Consider the following 21,006-nt stretch of genomic DNA (forward strand, 5'->3'; position numbering starts at 1 on the left):
GAATTATGAAAATCAAAACTATTGCAACAAGCGGGATTATTGCTGCTTTATATGTTGCAGTTTCCTTATTAGTGGCGCCATTTGCATTTGGTGCAGTACAATTTCGTATAGCCGAAATGTTTAATCACCTTGTGGTATTCAACAAGAAATTCTTTTTTGGGATTTTACTCGGTGTGATTATAACTAATATGTTTTCCCCAATGGCTGCTTATGACCTTATTTTTGGGGTAGCACATACTGTTATTTCGTTATTAATTACCATATTTGCAGCGAAATTCATTAAAGGGCAAGTTAAACAAATGGTATTTAATACGATAGTGTTTACGTTTATGACGTTTATCATTGCATTCGAATTAAACTTAGCGTTTGATTTACCTTTCTTCTACACATGGTTAACAGTAGCAGCAGGTGAATTTGTTGTATTAGCAGTCGGCATTCCTCTTATGAGTGCTTTAAATAAACGATTAAACTTTAAATCATTAATCTAATCGTAGAAAAAGTACCAACTTCTAATTATCCGAAGTTGGTACTTTTTTGTTAGGATGATACTTAATTTAATTTGAAATCGGAAACAATATCTTGAAGTTTTTCGGACATTTCTGCTAATGCACGAGAAGCAGACGTCATTTCAATCATGGAAGCATATTGTTCTTCTGCCGCTGCTACTACATTTTGTGTATAGCTAGTTGACTGTTCCGTAACGTCTTTTGTTTTTTCTACTTCATTAACAAGAACTTCTGTATTACTACTAATTTCTTGGATTTCTGATGTAATAAATGATAGTTTATTGTTTATCAAGTTTACATCAACTGCAATTGTTTCAAATGTTTTCCCAGCATTTGTAACATAATTCATACCAGTCTCGATGACAATTTTCCCTTCATTCACAGTATGAACAGTATCTTTTGTATTCATTTGAATTTCACCAATTAAAGTAGAAATGTTTTTAGCAGCATTACCTGATTCCTCCGCTAATTTTCGTACCTCATCTGCTACTACTGCAAATCCTTTTCCGTGCTCGCCTGCGCGTGCTGCTTCAATTGCCGCGTTTAAAGCAAGTAGGTTTGTTTGCTCTGCTATCCCTGTAATTACATTAATGATTTCACCAATCTCGTTCGATTTACGTTCTAATATTAGCATCGCTTCTGTAGTTAGAGTACTTTGGCTATTGATTTGGTTCATTTGTTCCACAGTTTGTGCAATTACTTCATTTCCCGCAAGAGAAACTTTCGATGTTGCAACAGAAAGTTCATTTAATTCTTTAATATTCACAGTAATTTCCGTAATGCTTGCAGAAATTTGGGAAACAGAATTTTTTGCTTCCTGCACTCCATACAATTGACTTTCTTGACCAGATGAAATTTGTTGAATTGAATCCGTAATTTCTTCTGAAGCTTTACTAGTTTCCTCACTACTCGCAGTTAACTGTTCAGAAGTTGCAGCTACTTGCTCAGCCGAACTTGAGACCAAATTTAGAACCTCTTTTAAATTGGTAGTCATTGTATTTAGCCCATTAGCAAGATCACCCAACTCATCTTTATTTTTAATCTTGATGTTCTGAATAGATAAGTCTTGATTTGCAATCTTTTTCAGATTTTGTGCGATTTGTTGAATTGGATTACCTATATGTCTAGAAAACAAGATAATAACAACTATACCTATCAATGTGCCTACTGCTAATGTTATTGCGATTGTTATTAGGATAGAATTAGATCCTTTATTAAAGGATTCCATGTAAGTTCCTGCACTTACAACCCATCCCCAGTTTGGATCTATTTTATTATAAGTAATTTTTGTCGCTTCAGTGCCAGGCTGATTTGGTAAATCCCACTTATAATACGAAAAACCACCGCCTGCTTCCGCAGTTTTTATAATATCTTGTAAGACATATTTCCCATCAACATCTTTATCTTCCCATCCATTTTCCCCTTCTGAGGATGGATGAGCTATTTGTTCCCCATCCTTACCATAGATGCTGAAATATCCATTTTCACCTAAATCTACTTTGGACGTTAATGTACGTTTTCCATCACTTTGTAATTCACCAAGTAAGTATTGCTTTACTTGCTCTTGCGCTTCCTCTAAAGTCATCTCCCCGTTTTCAACAGACTTATTCTTTGAGTCTATTAACAACAGTGCCATCTCCACAGCATTTTTAAGTGTTTTTTCTCCTAATTCATCAAAATTGTTTTTAGCAGACATGTAACTGCTTACCCCAATTATTAAACTTGGAATTAATAGTAGACATAATGAAATAATGAATAATTTTGTACGAATTTTCACTTGCTAATCCTCCTCGATTTCAACTATTACCAGTACATTTACAGAAATTATATATATGCATTTTTTACTACACAAAATATTATCGACTAAATTTTTATTATCTTTAACATTTGAGTGGTAATTAAATACTATATTTTTTTCGGTTATGGAACTTTTTACTTATATACCAATTAGATACATTTAAACAAAAAACGAGCCCTTTCCCTAAGAGGAAAGGACTCAGTAATAAAGTTTTATTATTCTTTCACAAAATCTATTGTGCTTCTAACTGTATCAATTGGACGAACAAGTCCTTCAATTTGCTCACGCTTAGGCTCTAAGAATGGAGGTAGTGATAGTTTCTCTCCAAGTGTTTCGTATGGCTCGTCTCCCATGAATCCTGGTCCATCCGTTGCAAACTCGAATAAAATACCGTTTGCAACTCTTGCATACAACGACTGGAAGAAAAAGCGATCCACAAAACCTGAAGTTTGGAAGCCAAAGCTTTCCATACGCGTTGTCCATTCATCTAATACAGAGCGGTCCTCTACTCGGAATGCTGCATGGTGAACTGTTCCAAACCCTTGTTGGCCTGGAGGAAGAATAACGTTTTTCTCTACAATTACTTGAGCACCGTTTCCGCCTTCTCCCACTTCAAACAAATGGAATGATCCATCTTGTGCAATTTCTTTAAATAATAAAACCTTTTCCAATACTTCTTTCATATAATCAAATTGAGCAATTCGAATATGGATCGGCCCTAGTCCTGTAATAGCATACTCTAAAGGAATTGGTCCTTTTTGCCATGGTATTCCTGCTGCAATACCTTTGTTATTCTCATCTGAAACTAATTGATATTGTTGGTCATCAAAATCAACAAAAGAAAGTACTTTCGTACCAAATTGATCTTGGATTCCTGTATGCTTCACTTCTAAGCGATCAAAGCGTTTTACCCAGTATTGTAACGCTGCATCAGTTGGGACACGGAAACCTGTTCTATAAATTTCGTTTGTTCCATGTGTACCTTTTGGAATTCCAGGGAAATCAAAGAATGTCATATCTGTCCCCGCTCCTCCGACATCATCCGCAAAAAATAAGTGATACGTTTGAATGTCATCTTGGTTTACTGTTTTCTTAACTAAACGCATACCTAAAACATACGTAAAAAACTTATAATTCTCTTCTGCACTACTAGTAATTGCTGTTACATGGTGAATACCTTTTAAATGGTTCATCTTATATTCCTCCAACATAATTTATATTTTACTCTTAATTTAGTTATCTTTAATTCGAGATAATTTTATCATGTATAAAATTCCTTGTCAATCAAATGAAAAAATAAACCCTCTCAAGAAGGAGAAGCTTATACTAGTTATCCCATAAAAAAAAGAAAAATACCTTCCCAATAGATTCAAGTACTACTGAGAGGTATTTTTCTAAATAACAGCGCCAACAATAAAAATACCGACTTTTTTAGTAGAAGCCGGTAATTTATTATATGATCACCTTACACATCTATTTCTGTTCCTATACCTTGTTCCTTTGCTTTCACATAGACACCTTTTGCTACTGCTAAATCAAAATAAGCAGCACCCACTGATTTGAAAAATGTAATTTCTTCTACATTCTCACGGGCTTTTATTTCTCCTATTACAAGCTTCCCAATCTCCCCATGCACATCCTCGAAAGACCACTTTCCGATTTTTTCTGCATGCATTAGTTCTCCTGCTTCGTCCTTTACACCAGCAAAGTCATCTACGACAATTTTAGATGCACGTGTAATAGTCACTAAATCTACTTCCAGCATATGAGGTAAATATGATCCTACTCCATTTATATGAGTACCTGGTTGTAAATCTTCTCCATTAAAAACTGGTTCGTTCGAACGTGTGGCACAACAAATGATATCTGCCTGACGAACAGCTGAAGATACGTCTTCTAATACTTCATAAGGAATTTCTATACCAAAATCTTTTAGTTTTTCCCCAAATTTTTGCGCCTTTGCAGCTGTCCGATTAACTAATAAAATACGTTCAATGTTACGAACAGCGAGAACAGCAAGCACTTGTTCAAAAGCCATTGCTCCTGTTCCAATCACGGTAACAACCTTTGCATCTTTTTTCGCTAAATAATCTGTTGCGATTCCACTTAATGCTCCTGTACGAAGTCTTGTTAAATAAGAAGCATTTAACATGGCAAGATGTTCACCATTTTGAGCATCCGATAGTAAAACTACTCCTTGTGTAGTAGGTTTTCCGTTAGATGGATTGTTAGGGAAAATGGTAACAACTTTAACCGCTATTACTTCGTCGACTAAATCAGCACTTGGCATATATAGTGCGGAAGCTTCATGTTGTGGAAATTCTATCACTGTCCGATGTGGGTTGGCAATCTTCTCCGCTTCTTTTGCTTTTAATACATCTGTTATGTCTTGTATTGCTTCCTTCATTCCATATGTACGTATAATTTCTTGTTCATTTATAACTAACATGCTATACCTCCGTTTTTTAGAAAAGCTCGTCTTTCCTATTCTTACGAAAGACGAGCAATTTTACTTGCAGCTATTTAAGCTTGAGATAGCCCTTTAGTATTTTTAGTGTTCGATTTTGCATCGGCTGTTTCCACTTTTACAACATCATCTAAATTCTCTTGACTGCGATCTTTTACTGCCCAAATTGCAAGTAGCGAAATAACCGCCGTGAAGATAATGTAGAAGGCAACGGGAACATATGAACCGTTAAATTTCAGCATTAGGCTCGCTGCAACTAACGGAGCAGTTCCTCCAGCTAAGGCAGCACCAATTTGATAGCCTAGTGTAATCCCTGTATATCGTACCTTTGCATCAAAGATTTCGGAGAACATTGTCCCTAGTACTGCTGTGATTGGAGCCCAAATAATACCTAATCCAATTACAGTTGCGATTACTAATAATACTACGGATTGTTGTTGCAACATCCAGAAGTATGGAAAAGCAAAAATGATCATACCAATTGTCCCAGCTACATACACCTTTTTACGACCAATCTTATCCGATAAGCTTCCCATAATTGGAATGAGTATAGTTGTAACAATTGTAGCTACCATTACTGTATTTAAAATTGTTGTACGAGAGAAACCTAAGTTTGTTGTCGCATAAGAAACGACAAATGTACCGAAAATATAGAATGGTGCGGTTTCTACTACTTTTGCACCTACTGCGATAATCACTTCACGCCAATGATATTTTAATGTATCTACGATTGGCAGTTTAGGAATTTCTCCTGACTCTTGTACCTTTTTAAAAGAAGGTGTTTCTGCAATACCTTTTCGAATCCATAAACCAAAAACAACTAACAATGCACTGAAGATAAACGGAATACGCCATCCCCAAGTCATAAATGACCCTTCTGGTAATAACGTCATAAGTGATAGTGCAACCGTTCCTAAAACCATCCCGATTGTAACACCCATTTGTGGAATAGCTCCATATAAACCACGCTTTTCTTTCGGTGCATATTCAACCGCTAATAGAAGCGCACCACCCCATTCTCCTCCAATACCCAATCCTTGAACTAAGCGAAGAGTAATTAAAAGAATAGGTGCCCACACACCAATGGCCTGATAAGTTGGAAGTAACCCCATCCCAAAGGTTGCAACTCCCATTAAACTTAACGTGATTACAAGTGTTTTTTTACGTCCAATTCGATCTCCAATATGACTAAAAATAATTCCACCAAATGGGCGGATAAAGAATGCTAAAGCAAATGATGCATAAGCAAGTAATAAACCTACGGACGGATCTTCCGTCACAAAGAACAATTGATTGAATACAAGAGCAGCAACCGTTCCATATAAGAAATAATCAAACCACTCAATGGAACTTCCTACTAAACTGGCAATCCAAACTTTTCTCATTTGTTTTGAATCCATTTTTACATCTCCCCTTTTTCAAAATTGAAGTGATACTTTAATTATCTCCCACGTTTATTGTAAATAGTTTTAAATTTTCTGTCAATCCTATGTAAAAAATATTAAGTTTGAGTGTTTTCTTTCAAGTACTGTATGATTAACTAATAGAATAAATAGTAAGGAGAATTATGTATGTCTTCTAATTCGATTGGTAACATCCTAAAAACATTAAGAAAAGAACGTAAACTAACCTTAAAAGATTTAGCAGAACAAACGGATGTCTCTATTAGCTTCCTCTCTCAAGTTGAGCGTGGTAAATCTAGTGTCACATTAGAATCTTTAAAGAAAATAGCAGATGCATTAAAAGTAAATCCTACGGTATTCTTTCCCGAGAATTCGCAGTCAGTTAAATTAGAAGAGAGAAGACAACAGTTCTATTACCAAGATTTATCTAATGGAAATCGAGACGCGTCTTACTTACCTATTCTAGTTACACTACAACCAGGGGAAAATGAAGGAAACGCTTTTTCACATGCTGGACATGAATTTCTATTTGTCATTGAAGGAACATTAACTGTAGTTGTAGAAGAGAAAAAAGAAGTTTTAGTGGAACAACAATCCATCATGTTCGATGCGAATAAAATACACTATTGGTATAACTTAACGGATCAACCTGTCCGATTTTTAGTAGTATCCTCAAAAGTATGATCAAAAAAAGTAACGGGGCTGTCCCAAAAGTCATATAGTGACTGAGAGATGGTCCCTTTTCCAATGTATTGATTTCCGTTCTAGACGGACGCTTTCCGCGGGCATGGCTTCAGTCTCCTTTGGCCAACACGATGTTGGTCACGAAGGCGTTGCCACACGAGGTGGCGTTCCTAGCCTTCGTTCCTTTGTTCGCTCCTGCGGGGCCTTCAGCTCACGCTATTCCCGCTGGAGTCGCCGTCTTCCACTACAATCAATTGCCTACAAAAAACAGGTGTAGAAAAAGACTCGTTTTTCTAAACCTGCTTCAATTTATGTGCTTATTGGACAGTCCCGTTACTTCTATTTTGGGTGATAAAAATGACTTTTTTTTACTTCGTTTTCACTACATTGGTTCACTATTTATTCTGTGCATGTTTCCCTTTTCCAGATCAAAGCCCACCTATTTTAGAGAAAACAAAGAGATTGAATGTTGAATCCATCCAATAAAACGGACTCCACTGTAAGATTATCACTTTGTTGATGGAAGCGGCAGGCGGTGACTCCAGCGGGATGAGTGAGACAGATAAGACATCACAAACGACGCGTGAGCTGTGGTGATGGCTTATCGCTCATCCCGCGGAAAGCGTCCGCCTATAGCAGGAATCAACTATAATTTATTTTGCTTAAAATATATATTTCTTTTTGGTTCCTTTAGTATTGTTCGTGTTTTTTCATGTAAATTGGAATTATGAAATTGATTCAGTTAGAGAATGTTTACTTTTTTATCTTCAAACAATATTCCATTTCACCCTCAACTATATTACCAGTCTCCTGAAACCCAAAACTCTCATATAGTTTTCTCGCTTTATCATTTTCTGGCTCCGTTGATAAATAAATCGCATTACAGTTATCCATCTTTTTCAATTCATCCATGATGAGTGGGATAGCAGCTCTCCCATAACCTCTTCCTTGATAGACTGCATCTATCATAAATCGGCATATTTCATATTGCGAGGTATCCTCAGAGTATCCATACATCGTAAAACCTACTAACTGATCATCTACTTGAATTCCTTTAATAATCCAACCCGTTTCAAACATCGACTGTACAATCGATAATGCATTGGACGCAACAAACGTCTCTGTAATCGTGGCACGCCCATTTTGATTGGTCGTTAAAAAGACTGTAGTTAACCAGTTTTCCTTTGTTATATCTACTAATTCCATTATAAAAATCCTCCGAATATTCTTTTTATCCATTTTACTTAACTAGTTTATCAAATATTAATATTTTTTGTCCTCCAACTGTGTTGGTTTGCATTGTATACTCCTAGGGAATACTACTGTAAAACTCGGTTTTGTTGGGGGAAAATAAACATGGCTAGAAAGCAAAGCAAGCAGTGGAGTAGCCGAAAGAAGATAATTATGGGCTCAATCGGAGTATACGCTTTAATTTATTTTTTCGTTATGTTGTGGAATACACTTAAGCCTCTTCCAACTGGTGTTTCATATGCAGGAAAATTACATTCAACTGATAAAGTTAAATTTATCAGTAATTTATCCTATGCACAAGATCAACAAGGCACCGACACAGTGCATGAAAATAATATATTTGAAGAAGTATATAAAACAATTGAACAGGCTAATCAGTTTGTTGTTGTCGATTTTTTCTTGTTTGATGGATACTACGATGGCGATATGGATTTCCCAAACATTGCAGACACTTTATCAACTACATTGGCAAATAAAAAGAAAGATAATCCAAATATGCCTGTCGTATTTATTACAGATCCAATAAATCGTGGGTATGGCTCCTATGAAAGTAGATGGTTAAAAAAATTGCGAGTAGCTGGTGTAGAAATTATATATACCGATTTAGATTCATTGCGTGACTCTACTCCTATTTATTCTGGTATTTATCGAACGCTCTTACAATGGTGGGACTTTAGTGGAAATGGATGGATTGCAAATGCAATGGCGAGTGATGCACCAAAGATGACCATTGCTTCTTATACGACACTTCTAAATGTAAAGGCAAATCATCGTAAAGCAGTAATAACTGAGAAAGAAGCGATCATAACATCCTCCAACCCTCATGACGCGAGTGGATTTCACGGTAATATTGCTCTCAAAGTAACTGGCCCAATTATTAATGACATTTTAGAAGCGGAAGAAGCTGTTTCTTTATTCTCAGGAGGACCTAAACTCCCTCGTGTGAACGTGGAGGAAATTGAAGGAAAATATAAAATACAGTATTTAACAGAGAAAAAGATACTGGACGCGTTACTGGCTGATTTGGCCGAGACGAGAAATGGAGATAAAATTTGGCTTGGAATGTTCTTCTTGGCAAAGCGAGATATTGTAAATGCATTGATCGATGCTGCAAATCGTGGCGTTGATGTAAACCTCATCCTTGATCCAAATAAAAACTCTTTTGGGCATGAAAAATCAGGTTTACCAAATCGTCCAGTTGCCCAAGAAATGGTGAAGGATACAGATGGTAAGTTGAAAGTACGTTGGTATAACACGGTTATCGGTCAATATCATACGAAAGCCATTTGGATTCAAACAGACAAGCACACAGTGATTTCAAGTGGTTCTGCAAACTATACCGAACGTACACTCGATGATTATAATTTAGAAAACAATTTACGAGTTATTGCTCCAAATGATAGTAAACTTGTTACGGAAATGGAAGACTATTTCAAGCGGATTTGGAACAATGAAGATGCTTTGTATACAGTAGATTTAGAAGTGTTTCAAAATAGCCATACATGGTGGCAGCGATGGATTTACACTCTACAGCAATTTTTAAAAATAACGACTTATTAATAGAATAAGTAACCCCCGAAATGCGAATTTGGGGGTTATTGTGTTAGTATGGCATCTTGCCGTCTATTCTTGATAAATGCAAACAACAGGATTAATCAGCAATTAAACTTATCTGCTGAGCAGTGTTTGTTATAAGTCCATCTATGTCTGCATAGCCGTGATATCTAACATAGCACGTAACTGTGATTCGGGATTTATTTTTCTATTAATAAGTGATTTAATTTCATAAATAGTACTTTGTTATTAAAATACGAACATTTATCACTTTGTTGATGGAAGCGGCAGGCGGCGACTCCAGCGGGATGAGTGAGACAGATAAGACATCACAAACGACGCGTAGTGGCGGTGATGGCTTATCGCTCACCCTGCGGAAAGCGTCCGCCTATAGCGGAAATCAACATTCGAGATTTACTTTTTATGTTTCTATAATATGCTCCACATGCAATGGTAACTCTTTTATTTTTTCTTTCAAAAATGGAGGATATACATTAATATCCTTTAATTCTTCTAAACGTTTCCAGTAATAGGTGTGTATTTTTCCATTTTCATTTACAACAAATTCTTCGCCATGATCTACGATTTCTTCGTCTTTTATTTCTAATAAAAAGAAGAAGCATATTTCATGGAATTTTTCTTTCAAGGTATCTTCCACAAAAAAGTTTTCATTCATCCATAGCATTCGTTTAACATTTACATCTATTGAAAGCTCTTCTCTGATTTCCCGTTTTATCGCATCTTCGCTTTTTTCATGCAGCATGACTCGACCTCCCGGAACATAATAGTATGGTTGGTTTTCGTCTTGCATAATAAGTAGCTTGTCTTCATGAATAAGTAATCCCGCTACACGATAGTTAAATCTTCCTTCTGATGTTTTAAATGTGATATCCATATTATTCTCAATCCTTCCCTTTACAAACATCCACCCATTGGAGGCCATTTGCATATGTATACAATTCTTCACAAGTGAGTTCAATAGCACTATTACTGCTCCCACATGCTGGAAAAACAGTATCAAATCGTTTCAATGATTCATCTAGGTACACTAATACATCTTGTGGGATACCAAAAGGGCACACACCACCGACTGCATGGCCAACTTGATCCAGCACCTCATCTGGAGAGAGCATTTTTGCTTTCACTCCGAATATGCTTTTAAACTTTGCATTATCAATTTTTGTATCGCCTGCAGCTACAACTAAAATGCAACTATCTTCTTTTTTAAAAGACAACGTTTTCGCAATGCGAGCCGGCTCCACGTTTAGTGCCTGTGCAGCAAGTTCCACAGTTGCACTTGATTCTTCAAATTCTTGAATCTTACCTTCCATATCAAACTTTGCAAAATAATCTCGTACTAATTCGATTGCCATTTGAAACACCTCTTTATTGTATAGATTAACTTTTCAGACTAATAAACCTATTATACTAGTTTACAAAAAAAAAGAACCAGAGATAGGTCTCTGATTCTTACTTATTCCCCTAGCTTTCAAGTGAAAAGTCGTTTTTATGGAGTAATAATTATAACCTCAACCTTTATGAAAGGAAGATGCTAGCAATCTATTCTTCACGTTAATTCATATTTATAACAGGTGACCGCCTCAACCTGTTCAAATCCTTCTTGTATATATAACGCTTTTGCACGCTCATTATCTGCGTTTACACAAAGTATCGTCTTTGAATAAGATTTTTCCTTAGCAAATTGTAAGGAAGCTCTAAGTAAAATTCTTCCTAATCCTTGACCTTGGTATTCAGGTAATATTGCAATTGGACCTATATTCATAATTGGTGAATTCTCGTACTCATCGTCGGTACCTCGAATGACTCCCACAGCACGATTTTGATGATATAAGATCATTGAACCACCTTCTATGTGATCCTCACTTGTCATCATCTTTTGCACCATTTCGGGTGTGATTGGCGTTTCACTTCCTTGAAGCTTTGCAAAGCTAGCGTTTCTTACTTCGCACCAAGTTTCTTCATCGCTTCCCGAATGGAAAGGCCTAATATCATAGTCCGGCGGTAAACGGAACGCAGGAACCTCCAATTCCTCTCTGACAAGCACGAAGGAATATCTCTCCACCTCGAACTTTAACCCTTCCATGAATTCTACTAACTTTTTATTTGTAAACGGAACAAACAAGTAAACTTTCTCAAGTCCTTCTGTATGTTTTAAAATTGCTTCCATCATCCTTGTATAGCACTCGATATTATCCATTTCTGAATGGAATATTCTAAAACGCGCCTTTTTTCCTCGTTTACTATAATCATCTATCATGAGCGAAACTGCTCCTACAATAATTCCTTGCTGATTAGTAAGAATATAAGTAGGATTTTCATCATTCGGCTCAAAATCTTGTAAATCTTCCTCATACAAGAATGAATCATCCAGTTCCATTTTATGCTTCTTGCAGTACGAAACAAATTCATTAACTCTTTCCTGTTTCAACTTTTCAATTCTCATTTATACTTTCCCCTTTGTTTAAATCTTCTTATAAATATATCAGTTTTTATGCTTATTACTTATTTTATGTATCAGTTAAATCCAAACGTGCACAGACCTATATTTCAGATACTATCTTTACCTTTTTCTAAAAAGAAGCCACAAACAAACGAAAATGAAGAATGCGACGATTTCTAGAGATAGGATGTACCATGGATATGGACCTAAAAAATCAAGAAGACTGCCATTTGTCGGTTTTGAGCGTAAAAACATATAATTCCCTTGAAAAAAAGTGTTTACTCCATAAATAATCGGAAGCAGTACATTCAATGCAACCATTGTTTTAATGATTCCTTTAAAGGTGGGACGGTAACCTTTCATCCACGTAAAATAAAGGGCCGTCGCTATTATTCCGAAATGCGTATAAAAAAAATGGAAGTACCTGAAATGAGGAAAGCTGAGATCTAAAACTGGTGTTGCTACTGCTTGAAGGGCTCCTCCAATGCCTGCATAAAAGACAAAATCATATACATGCTTATTCCCCGTACACAAAAGGAAAATCGTCATAACTAAACTAATACTGCATAATTCTAGTGGTAGCGAATTGCTCCAATTCCACCTATCAGCTTGAAATAGCCAAACGTGATAAAGGACTTCCATCAATAATAAGGACAGGGCAAAAAGGCGTTCAATGAGCAGCATTTTCTCCATTTTTATCGACCATTTCTTTCGTGTCAAATATAGCAAAAAGATTAAACAGACTAGCACCAATATTGAACTGAAATGTGTCATTGAAAACATCTCGAACGACGGTTCCACCTTCTCACCCTCCCATCTCCAACATTCATATCTTCTATTATTATTCGTGCTCGTTTAACAAAATCCCTCTGTTTTTGTTTAATACAAAAAGAAGTAGTTGGAGGAACCAATGTCTTGGTTCGTACAACTACTTTTTCTATTTTTAAGTTTTGTTAAGCTTCGACTTTTTTTTCTAAACTATATTAGTTGCTTTGAAATCTTTATTAGAAACTTATAGGTAACAGTTTATACATTATCGCGGACTACTGAATAACCTATAATAGAAACTTTTAATAGATGGAATGGAGGTTTTTAATTTGCAACAGAGAAGAAATGGTAGGAATCGCTTTTGTATATTCCCAGGATATAACTGGTGTGGGCCTGGTTGTAGTGGACCTGGTGCTCCTATTAATGATGTAGATGCAGCCTGCAAAGCACATGACGAGTGCTATAGTAGAGGCAGAAATCTATGTGAATGTGATCGTGAATTTCTCCGCCAACTACATCCCAAAATAAATAGATATACACAAAAAGGAAGACACGCTCGTCTACTCTATAATTATATGAAGGTACAAACAACTTTCACATGTAACTCTTTTAGAAAGTGGTAGGTACAAAGTGTTTGGTTCCAGGTTCTCATGTAAATCAGAATAATATTAGAATCTGGAACCAATATTAATATGAAGTTACTTCACTATCCCTGCTCTCAGAGTAGTAATACCAAATTCCAAATAACCTTTTAAACAGGTCAACATATAAACCCAGCCTTCTTTATTGTCTACTAATATATTTAATAACTCATCGTCGTTTTCTTTAAAACCTTCTTCTTTCACTTCTACAATGGTACTCTTATCATCTAGTTCTTTCATCGAAATTGTTACAACATGTTCTTCCTCAGGTGACCCCCATATGAACATAATTTTCTCGTTTACTTCAATTCCAGTTACTTTTATATCCACCACTGCATTGTATTCGTCGTATTTCAATGTAATCGTCTTTCCTTGTTCCCATCTTTCAGAACTGGATGAAAACCAAAAGTTCCCGATTTTCGAAGGGTCTACGAATGCTTCAAAGACTTCACTAGCTGGCGTTAAAATTTTGAATCTTGTAAGATTGTTCATACTAAATCAACTCCCCTGTAATTGGTTTATTGCAATTGACGGTAAAGTGTTGCCAGTTTCGAGCAAGGTTTTCAAGTTACTAAGAATGGCCGGCCATCCATTATTAAATCCCACAAAAGTATCGTCCTTATCCACTAGGTCGGTTGGGGACAAATATTCATGATTAAGCATTAATTTCACAGCCGAATCTATTGGTTTTAATTGAAAAGTGACCCGCGACGACTGCTCTCTCGACGTTTCATCTCCAAACATATTCCAGGTGAAAGAAAGTAAATGATGCGGCTCATACTTGATTATTATTCCGTAGTCGGTAACTTGTCCATTTCTCGAGTAGGTAATGCTAGAGCCTTCTTGCCAATCAGATTGAATTGTACTTCCGAAAAAGTATTTTTCAGTAAAATCAGTGTTTGTCAAAGCATCCCACAGCTTTTCCGGTGTCGTTGCGATGTAAGTAACGTAAACAAATGTCGTATCAGTCATTTTTTTCGCCTCCAATGTATTATTAAGTTCAAGCACTCTTTAATCCTAATTTAAGTATATTTTAAAATCCTCTTTATTTGTAATAAAGAGGATTTTTATTGTTCCATATAGATAAAAATTAATCCGAAATGCTTTTACTATAATTCCATCATTTGTTGGTTCTCTTTTTGTCTTCTGCTTTCTTTATATTCTCAGCCACTCTAAATTTAACTATCTCGCTTATTAATTCATAAGGCATTGGCTTTCCTATAGGAAACTGCACGGAACCTTTTGCTCCTTTATATCCAGATAATTTTTCTTTATATACAGCTATTCCATTTGCACCTGGATAAAACCCTATATGATTTTTATAGCCAGCAAAATAAACCAGATTTCCATGTAAAGCAAAAGCGGGCATCTGATAACTTATCTTTTCTTCTGCATCTGGTGCTGACTCTTTAATCACTGCTCTTAACATTTTTAGTATTTCCTGAACCTCAGGAGGAAAGGTTGATATATATTCATCAATTGATGTAAAAGTGATTTTGTTTACTGTCATGATTTCTCCTTTATTAAACTTTTTTGTCATTGAATACTTTTTTCTATTTGGATCTGTTGAACGATCATGTTGTTATAGACGAAAATCCGATCGCTTTCCGCGAATGAACTGCCAAATAAAACATTAAAAATAAAATTAGACCTATTAACATTAGGTTTGACGGTTATTTCGTTCTTTTATATCCTTCATTTCTACCTACATAATAAAACATCTCACTTAGATTATACATAAACACATACCATTTTTATTATCAATGCACGTTTCTGTATAGGGTGAAAAGCTTGTAGCTATACTAGTGAGTGTTGAAACAAATGAGGAAAAAGTATATTCAACAATTTCAGCAGCAATAGAAAAATGAGGAATTGAAAATAGGAGGAATCAATTTTGAGCATGAAAGAGAATAATTTGTCCATTTCTGCTTTAGGTGGAATAAATGAAATCGGCAAAAACATGTATATCATTCAATATTCAAACGAAATCATCATCATTGATTGTGGCGCTAAATTTGCAGATAAAGATTTATTAGGAATTGATTTGATTATCCCTGACATTACTTATTTACAGGAAAATAAGGAAAAAATCAAAGGACTAGTTGTGACGCATGGACATGAAGACCATATTGGAGGGATTCCCTACCTCTTGAAAAAATTGAACGTTCCTATTTATGCGTCTCGTTTTACACTCGGATTAATTGAATTGAAATTAAAAGAGCATAAACTTCTTAGGGAAACAGAGTTGGTAGAAATCAACTCTGATTCAAATTTGGACTTTGGTGAAATCGGTGTAAGCTTTTTCAAAACTAGCCATAGTATACCCGATTGTCTGGGGATAGTATTTCAGACACCAGAAGGAAATGTCGTTCATACAGGGGACTTTAAATTCGATTTAACGCCTGTGAACGATCAATACTCTGATATCCATAAAATGGCCGAAATTGGTACACAAGGGGTGTTGGCTCTAATATCAGAAAGTACGAATGCCGAACGCCCTGGTTCTACCCCATCAGAACAACTTGTAGGTGGGCATATTGAAGATGCGTTCAAGAAGGCTAAGCGCAAAATCTTTATCTCAACTTTTGCTTCTAACATCAATCGTGTTCAACAAGTGGTCGATGCAGCATTAATCACAAATCGGAAAGTTGCATTGCTTGGACGTAGTATGGTGAATGTCGTTTCTGTTGCTATAGAACGTGGGTATTTAACCGTTCCAAATTGGATGCTGATCGATGCACGTGATGTCAATCAATATCCGCCTGAAAGAGTGGTTATTTTATGTACAGGGAGTCAAGGGGAACCCTTGGCCGCACTTTCTCGCTTGTCGAGTGGGAACAATCGGGATATAAAGATTTTACCTGAAGACACAGTTATTTTAGCTGCATCACCGATACCTGGTAATGAGAAGGATGTTTCACGTATCGTAGACAACTTGTTTCAATTGGAAGCAAATGTGATCTATGGATCTTCCAGCATAACTGGGATGCATGTATCCGGCCATGGTTATCAAGAGGATTTGAAACTCATGCTTACATTAATGAAACCAAAATACTTTATTCCCATCCACGGTGAGTATAGGATGCTTCATCAGCACCGTTTGTTAGCAGAATCTGTCGGCGTAACAAAAGAAAACACATTCATCCTTAAAAATGGTGATGTCCTTGATATTCAAAACGCGGTAGCTCGTCAAACTAGAAAGATACCCGCTGGAGATACTTACGTGGATGGTATGGGGAGTGACGAAGTTGGAGAGATTGTGTTGCGCGACCGGAAGCAGCTTTCTGAAGATGGAATGCTGGTGATTGTTTTAACGATTAGTAAGACAGATGGAAAAATGTTTTCGGAACCTGATACCGTTTCACGTGGGTTCGTCTATGCAAAGGATTCTCAGGAACTCATAAGAAACTTGAATAGCGTAGCTAAAACAACCGTTAACAATTTTAAAGAAGTAAATATTCTTGCCATGAAAAGAGCAATTAAAAAAGAAGTGGGACAATATTTATTTAAACAAACGAAGAAAAAGCCAATGATCCTTCCAATCATAATTGAAATCTAATTGAGACATTAGTACGTAGTATACGAATTGGAACTGTGGGTTTTATATATGAATAATTTCAAGAGGAATTAACCAAAAAGTCATTGTCTTATAGTAGAAATGATACTAATTCCTAAATTGTACTAAACTGTTAGTATCAATCCTCTCTGAATTGTCCACATTAGTAAAAAGGAGGTGTGATATTTTATGGCTACTGATGTTCTTTGTGAGGTTAACAACTGTTCTTATTGGGCCTCTGGAAACAAATGTGATGCAACAGCAATTTATGTAGTAACAAGTCGTATGAATAAAGAGGCCACAACTAGTGAAGAAACAGATTGTAAAACATTTGAAAAGAAAGAGGAAGACTCCTTCCATTAATTTGGCCTAACCGAAGAAGCTCATGAGCTCTAAGCATGGGCTCCTTCTCGTTCTCTAATTATTTTGCTTATAAAAATTATATGTATAGTATTGTGTTGGATTCCAGGTTCTCATTGAATACAGAATTTTTTTAGAACCTGGATCTAATAAATCACGAGTCTTTCCATCTCTCTAGTTTATGCATATTTCTTGTAAACATTTTCGCTAAAAACTTAGGGAATTTCATCTCTGTCATTTTATCCATTACTCTTTCTTTCATCTCATCTACTGTTAAATTTGGCAAAGTAAATTTCCCATTTTCATAACAATGGCTACAATACATAATGCTACTCTTTCCATTTGCTTCAGTTCCCGCCCCTTTTTCATCCCTCTTTAATGGCATTCCGCAACTTTGACAGTTTTTATAATTACTTTGCATATTATTTCCTCCTATCATTTAAAATATAGTTTCGCACAAATTTCCTATTTCTTCAATTTTCGATTCAAATTTTTATGCCACAACCTTTTTCTTTTGGGCTGTTATATTTTACTGTTGTCTTTTCAGCATATAATTAATTTGCGGTAGAATCCTCGCAGACACCTCCGAGCCAGACGAGACCCCGCAGGCGCAACCTAGAAAACAACCTATTGCCATTTTCTAACTAGCACTTTGTCATGTTCATACCGTTTAATAATTATACTTAACTTTTGATACCAATCATTACATAGTTTTATTGCTTCCATATATTCATCAGAGTCTATAGCGAGAGAATCTTCATTTTCTATAAAAATATATTCTATAATGGGGTTTGTTAAATCATCGACTAGAATTTTCAAACTGAGTTTTGTTATAGTTTCATCTTCATCCTCATCCTCCTCTTCCTCTTCCTCTTCATCCTCTTCTTCTGAATCACCTTCATACTCAAGATCCCTATCTTTTAACGAATCTCCTAGTAATCCACCCTTGGGATATAAAGATAAAATACTTTCATCTTCTACAATGGCAACTTCTAGTATTTTATGGAACGGAATGTCTTCTATATCAAATTCTACTTCCAGGGATTCTCTCTGAGCCAAATAAAGAATATTTGTTACTTCGTTGATTAGTAAGGAGTTTAAACAATTGGGGGATAAGATAAATTGAGTATGTGGAATTTCTTCCAACCATTCTTCACTTATCCTTCTAATTTCATCGTTTCTTTTATCAAATGAACGCTTCCACTCCATATTAGCCCAGAAGAATAATCCAACTGAAATGATTAGATAGATACCAATAGCTCGCATAGTTTGCAAGGAAAATGATAAAAAGAAATAAACAGCACTTAATAGGTATATGAGTAATATTTTCATTTACATTCCACCTTGTAGATAATCTTCTCTCTAGAAATCTATTTACTTATATAAGAGATACTATTCGGTGGTCTATATTAATATTCTCAATATTATTTTTAAATCTATTAAATGAATCAATTTCATATTTCCAATTTACATAAAACACGAATAAAGTATAGTTGATTTCCGCTATAGGCGGACGCTTTCCGCGGGGTGAGCGATAAGCCATCACCGCCACTACGCGTCGTTTGTGATGTCTTATCTGTCTCACTCATCCCGCTGGAGTCGCCGCCTGCCGCTTCATCAACGAAGTGATAAATGTTCGTATTTTAATGACAAAGTACTATTTATGAAATTAACTCAAATAAGTGTTAATTATGATCAACAACATATTAATCAGTTATTCTAATAAAGCAATTATTGTATAATAGAAGAAAAGATTTTTATAAGAGGTGAATTGAAGTTTGTATCTTCTCATAACCTTTGTTGCCACTATACTCAGCCTGTAATTGTCTTAGTTTATCTCTGGGGGACATTTACAGGCTGAGCCTTATCCCAAGGAGTGTGATGGCAATGAAGCCACAACAAAGAAATCGAAGTCGATCTTATTATCGACATCATCGGAAAAGAGTCATTCAACGTAAAGTAAAAATTGCCAACCAATACGAATGGAATGTTCGTTATGCTGGACAATTTGCTAAAGGGAAAGTGCATTGTTCCTGTTCGATGTGTTCACGAAAAACCAAAAGAGATGGATTCACTCACTCTCAAATCATTCAATTGGAAGGCTTACACAACCAACTATCTGAATATTTTAGAGAAGGGGAAATTTAATTTTTTACAGAGCAGGGGAATTTTCTTTCTCCTGCTTTTTTCTTCCATAATGCCAAAAAGCTCAAGAATCAATAACTGTAACCCGATCAGTTGAGTAGTAGCCTTGTATTGGTTGTTAGGACTTATTTATTCAGGATTTATCGGGTTACAACTTGGCAGAATTCAATCAATTATTTAATGTAGTAATACCTTGATTCTAAGCGTTGTAAGCAACTGTAACAGAAGGCATTGTAAAACATTGTTTTTCTTACCACCAGTTCGAGAACAAAGTGCCACCATCCATTAAGCAGATTCCTGTATATCACTCATGCGCTGAGACAGTAGTTTTGCTGACAAATGGTGTTTGTTATAGGATAATGGTGATATATTTGACGGACAAAATATTAGGGGAAAAACTCCAAAAAAAGGATGTGCTAAACGATGAATTTAGAAATAGTTATGCATGAGCTTGAAGTGCTTGGCAAGGAACGATCTAAAAAAATGTACATGTCCAATGGTGCACATGAGCCGCTTTTTGGTGTAGCAACAGGTGCTATGAAACCAATCGTAAAAAAAATAAAAATAAATCAGCCTTTAGCTGAAGAGCTGTATGCCACAGGGAACTACGATGCGATGTACTTTGCAGGCATTATTGCAGACCCAAAAGCCATGACGGAGTCGGATTATGATCGCTGGATGGATGCGGCGTATTTTTATATGCTGTCTGATTATGTAGTGGCCGTAACTTTATCAGAGTCAGACATTGCACAAGAAGTTGCTGATAAATGGATTGCAAGCGGTGAAGAGCTGAGAATGTCAGCTGGCTGGAGCTGCTACTGTTGGCTTTTAGGAAATCGAAAAGACGTTGAATTTTCAGAAAGTAATATTTCCAATATGCTTGATATGGTGAAAAATGCGATTCATGATTCGCCAGAACGAGCGAAATCCGCTATGAATAATTTTGTATACACGGTGGGGACATCCTATTTGCCGCTCCATGAAAAGGCAGTCGAGACTGCAGTGGCAATAGGAATTGTCGAAGTCAAACGGGACCAGAAAAAAAGCAGTTTCCTAAATGCTTACGAAAATATTCAAAAAGAAGTCGATAAAGGAAAGATTGGTTTTAAACGCAAGCATGTAAGATGCTAAAGTTAGCCTCGCATTGCGCGATGATCTTCATTTATCCAGGGCATTCCAACAAGGATTTTCGCTATTTTTGTTTAAATTCTTAACTCCCAAGGAAGAACGTAATCTACTTCCACATTCTGTGTTGAAGCAGGGCTTCATGGATGGCTAACGCGCAGGTTAGATGAACAAGTTATAAATTGAATAGTTTAAAGTTATAGAGCATTACTTTGTAATAAGGAATGCTTTTTATCTTTTTTAAAAATGAAAAGGATAAAAAATATAACAATAATAATACAATAAAA

22 protein-coding genes are annotated in these 21,006 nt (G+C 35.9%); 8 read left to right on the forward strand and 14 right to left on the reverse strand.

Going from position 1 to position 21,006, the window contains the following annotated elements:
* The first annotated feature begins 5 nt into the window (after nucleotides 1-5).
* Nucleotides 6-488, forward strand: coding sequence for a QueT transporter family protein (locus MHH81_RS16875; protein WP_340923416.1), 483 nt, complete (start codon nucleotides 6-8; stop codon nucleotides 486-488).
* A gap of 61 nt (nucleotides 489-549) precedes the next feature.
* Here the strand turns inward: MHH81_RS16875 and MHH81_RS16880 are convergent, their stop codons facing one another.
* From MHH81_RS16880 to MHH81_RS16895, 4 genes are all read right to left on the reverse strand, one after another.
* Nucleotides 550-2,283: a methyl-accepting chemotaxis protein gene (locus MHH81_RS16880; protein ID WP_340923418.1), complete on the reverse strand. Its 1,734-nt coding sequence runs from the start codon at nucleotides 2,281-2,283 to the stop codon at nucleotides 550-552.
* A gap of 236 nt (nucleotides 2,284-2,519) precedes the next feature.
* Nucleotides 2,520-3,497 carry a ring-cleaving dioxygenase gene (locus MHH81_RS16885; RefSeq protein WP_340923419.1) on the reverse strand — a complete coding sequence of 326 codons (978 nt, stop codon included), beginning with the start codon at nucleotides 3,495-3,497 and terminating at the stop codon, nucleotides 2,520-2,522.
* Nucleotides 3,498-3,769: 272 nt separating this feature from the next.
* Nucleotides 3,770-4,753 (reverse strand): ornithine cyclodeaminase family protein, encoded by a 984-nt coding sequence (locus MHH81_RS16890; protein WP_340923422.1) that lies wholly within the window; start codon nucleotides 4,751-4,753, stop codon nucleotides 3,770-3,772.
* Between the two features lie 74 nt (nucleotides 4,754-4,827).
* Nucleotides 4,828-6,171 carry an MFS transporter gene (locus MHH81_RS16895; protein ID WP_340923424.1) on the reverse strand — a complete coding sequence of 448 codons (1,344 nt, stop codon included), beginning with the start codon at nucleotides 6,169-6,171 and terminating at the stop codon, nucleotides 4,828-4,830.
* A gap of 171 nt (nucleotides 6,172-6,342) precedes the next feature.
* On the opposite strand from MHH81_RS16895, the gene MHH81_RS16900 reads away from it, so the two are divergent.
* Nucleotides 6,343-6,858 carry a helix-turn-helix domain-containing protein gene (locus MHH81_RS16900; RefSeq protein WP_340923426.1) on the forward strand — a complete coding sequence of 172 codons (516 nt, stop codon included), beginning with the start codon at nucleotides 6,343-6,345 and terminating at the stop codon, nucleotides 6,856-6,858.
* Between the two features lie 753 nt (nucleotides 6,859-7,611).
* Here MHH81_RS16900 and MHH81_RS16905 read toward each other — a convergent pair.
* Entirely contained in the window at nucleotides 7,612-8,064 is a 453-nt protein-coding gene (locus MHH81_RS16905) for a GNAT family N-acetyltransferase (RefSeq protein WP_340923428.1), read from the reverse strand.
* 150 nt (nucleotides 8,065-8,214) lie between these two features.
* Between MHH81_RS16905 and MHH81_RS16910 the strand changes: the two genes are divergently transcribed.
* On the forward strand, nucleotides 8,215-9,669 hold the full coding sequence (locus tag MHH81_RS16910; protein ID WP_340923430.1) for a phospholipase D family protein: 1,455 nt from the start codon (nucleotides 8,215-8,217) through the stop codon (nucleotides 9,667-9,669).
* Nucleotides 9,670-10,084: 415 nt separating this feature from the next.
* On the opposite strand, the gene MHH81_RS16915 is transcribed toward MHH81_RS16910, so the two are convergent.
* From MHH81_RS16915 to MHH81_RS16930, 4 genes are all read right to left on the reverse strand, one after another.
* Entirely contained in the window at nucleotides 10,085-10,558 is a 474-nt protein-coding gene (locus MHH81_RS16915; protein WP_340923433.1) for an NUDIX hydrolase, read from the reverse strand.
* Nucleotides 10,559-10,565: 7 nt separating this feature from the next.
* A complete protein-coding gene (locus MHH81_RS16920) occupies nucleotides 10,566-11,036 on the reverse strand; it encodes a YbaK/EbsC family protein (protein ID WP_340923436.1) in 471 nt (156 codons plus the stop codon).
* Nucleotides 11,037-11,230: 194 nt separating this feature from the next.
* Nucleotides 11,231-12,127 (reverse strand): GNAT family N-acetyltransferase, encoded by an 897-nt coding sequence (locus MHH81_RS16925; RefSeq protein WP_340923438.1) that lies wholly within the window; start codon nucleotides 12,125-12,127, stop codon nucleotides 11,231-11,233.
* Nucleotides 12,128-12,244: 117 nt separating this feature from the next.
* The gene (locus MHH81_RS16930) at nucleotides 12,245-12,925 is read right to left on the reverse strand and encodes a YwaF family protein (protein ID WP_340923441.1); all 681 of its coding nucleotides are present in this window, start codon (nucleotides 12,923-12,925) and stop codon (nucleotides 12,245-12,247) included.
* A gap of 281 nt (nucleotides 12,926-13,206) precedes the next feature.
* Here MHH81_RS16930 and MHH81_RS16935 point away from each other — a divergent pair, with 281 nt between their 5' ends.
* Nucleotides 13,207-13,515 carry a phospholipase gene (locus tag MHH81_RS16935; protein WP_340923444.1) on the forward strand — a complete coding sequence of 103 codons (309 nt, stop codon included), beginning with the start codon at nucleotides 13,207-13,209 and terminating at the stop codon, nucleotides 13,513-13,515.
* A gap of 75 nt (nucleotides 13,516-13,590) precedes the next feature.
* Here MHH81_RS16935 and MHH81_RS16940 read toward each other — a convergent pair whose 3' ends face one another.
* The 3 genes from MHH81_RS16940 to MHH81_RS16950 all read right to left on the reverse strand — a co-directional run bounded on the left by MHH81_RS16940 (nucleotide 13,591) and on the right by MHH81_RS16950 (nucleotide 15,043).
* A complete protein-coding gene (locus MHH81_RS16940) occupies nucleotides 13,591-14,025 on the reverse strand; it encodes an SRPBCC family protein (RefSeq protein WP_340923446.1) in 435 nt (144 codons plus the stop codon).
* A gap of 6 nt (nucleotides 14,026-14,031) precedes the next feature.
* Nucleotides 14,032-14,505, reverse strand: a complete 474-nt coding sequence (locus MHH81_RS16945; protein WP_340923448.1) for an SRPBCC family protein — start codon at nucleotides 14,503-14,505, stop codon at nucleotides 14,032-14,034.
* Nucleotides 14,506-14,653: 148 nt separating this feature from the next.
* The gene (locus MHH81_RS16950; RefSeq protein ID WP_340923450.1) at nucleotides 14,654-15,043 is read right to left on the reverse strand and encodes an iron chaperone; all 390 of its coding nucleotides are present in this window, start codon (nucleotides 15,041-15,043) and stop codon (nucleotides 14,654-14,656) included.
* Between the two features lie 384 nt (nucleotides 15,044-15,427).
* On the opposite strand from MHH81_RS16950, the gene MHH81_RS16955 reads away from it, so the two are divergent.
* Both MHH81_RS16955 and MHH81_RS16960 read left to right on the forward strand, forming a co-directional pair.
* Nucleotides 15,428-17,092 (forward strand): ribonuclease J, encoded by a 1,665-nt coding sequence (locus tag MHH81_RS16955; protein ID WP_340923453.1) that lies wholly within the window; start codon nucleotides 15,428-15,430, stop codon nucleotides 17,090-17,092.
* A 186-nt stretch (nucleotides 17,093-17,278) separates the two neighbouring features.
* Nucleotides 17,279-17,452, forward strand: coding sequence for a DUF1540 domain-containing protein (locus MHH81_RS16960; protein WP_340923455.1), 174 nt, complete (start codon nucleotides 17,279-17,281; stop codon nucleotides 17,450-17,452).
* Between the two features lie 151 nt (nucleotides 17,453-17,603).
* Here the strand turns inward: MHH81_RS16960 and MHH81_RS16965 are convergent, their stop codons facing one another.
* A complete protein-coding gene (locus MHH81_RS16965; RefSeq protein WP_340923457.1) occupies nucleotides 17,604-17,870 on the reverse strand; it encodes a zinc ribbon domain-containing protein in 267 nt (88 codons plus the stop codon).
* 206 nt (nucleotides 17,871-18,076) lie between these two features.
* Entirely contained in the window at nucleotides 18,077-18,781 is a 705-nt protein-coding gene (locus MHH81_RS16970; RefSeq protein ID WP_340923459.1) for a hypothetical protein, read from the reverse strand.
* A 555-nt stretch (nucleotides 18,782-19,336) separates the two neighbouring features.
* Between MHH81_RS16970 and MHH81_RS16975 the strand changes: the two genes are divergently transcribed.
* Nucleotides 19,337-19,597 carry a hypothetical protein gene (locus tag MHH81_RS16975; protein WP_340923461.1) on the forward strand — a complete coding sequence of 87 codons (261 nt, stop codon included), beginning with the start codon at nucleotides 19,337-19,339 and terminating at the stop codon, nucleotides 19,595-19,597.
* A 420-nt stretch (nucleotides 19,598-20,017) separates the two neighbouring features.
* Complete coding sequence (locus MHH81_RS16980; protein WP_340923463.1) at nucleotides 20,018-20,725, forward strand: DNA alkylation repair protein; 708 nt, start codon at nucleotides 20,018-20,020, stop codon at nucleotides 20,723-20,725.
* The last annotated feature ends 281 nt before the right edge of the window (nucleotides 20,726-21,006 follow it).

Source organism: Psychrobacillus sp. FSL H8-0484 (genome assembly GCF_038005325.1).
Taxonomy (GTDB): domain Bacteria; phylum Bacillota; class Bacilli; order Bacillales_A; family Planococcaceae; genus Psychrobacillus.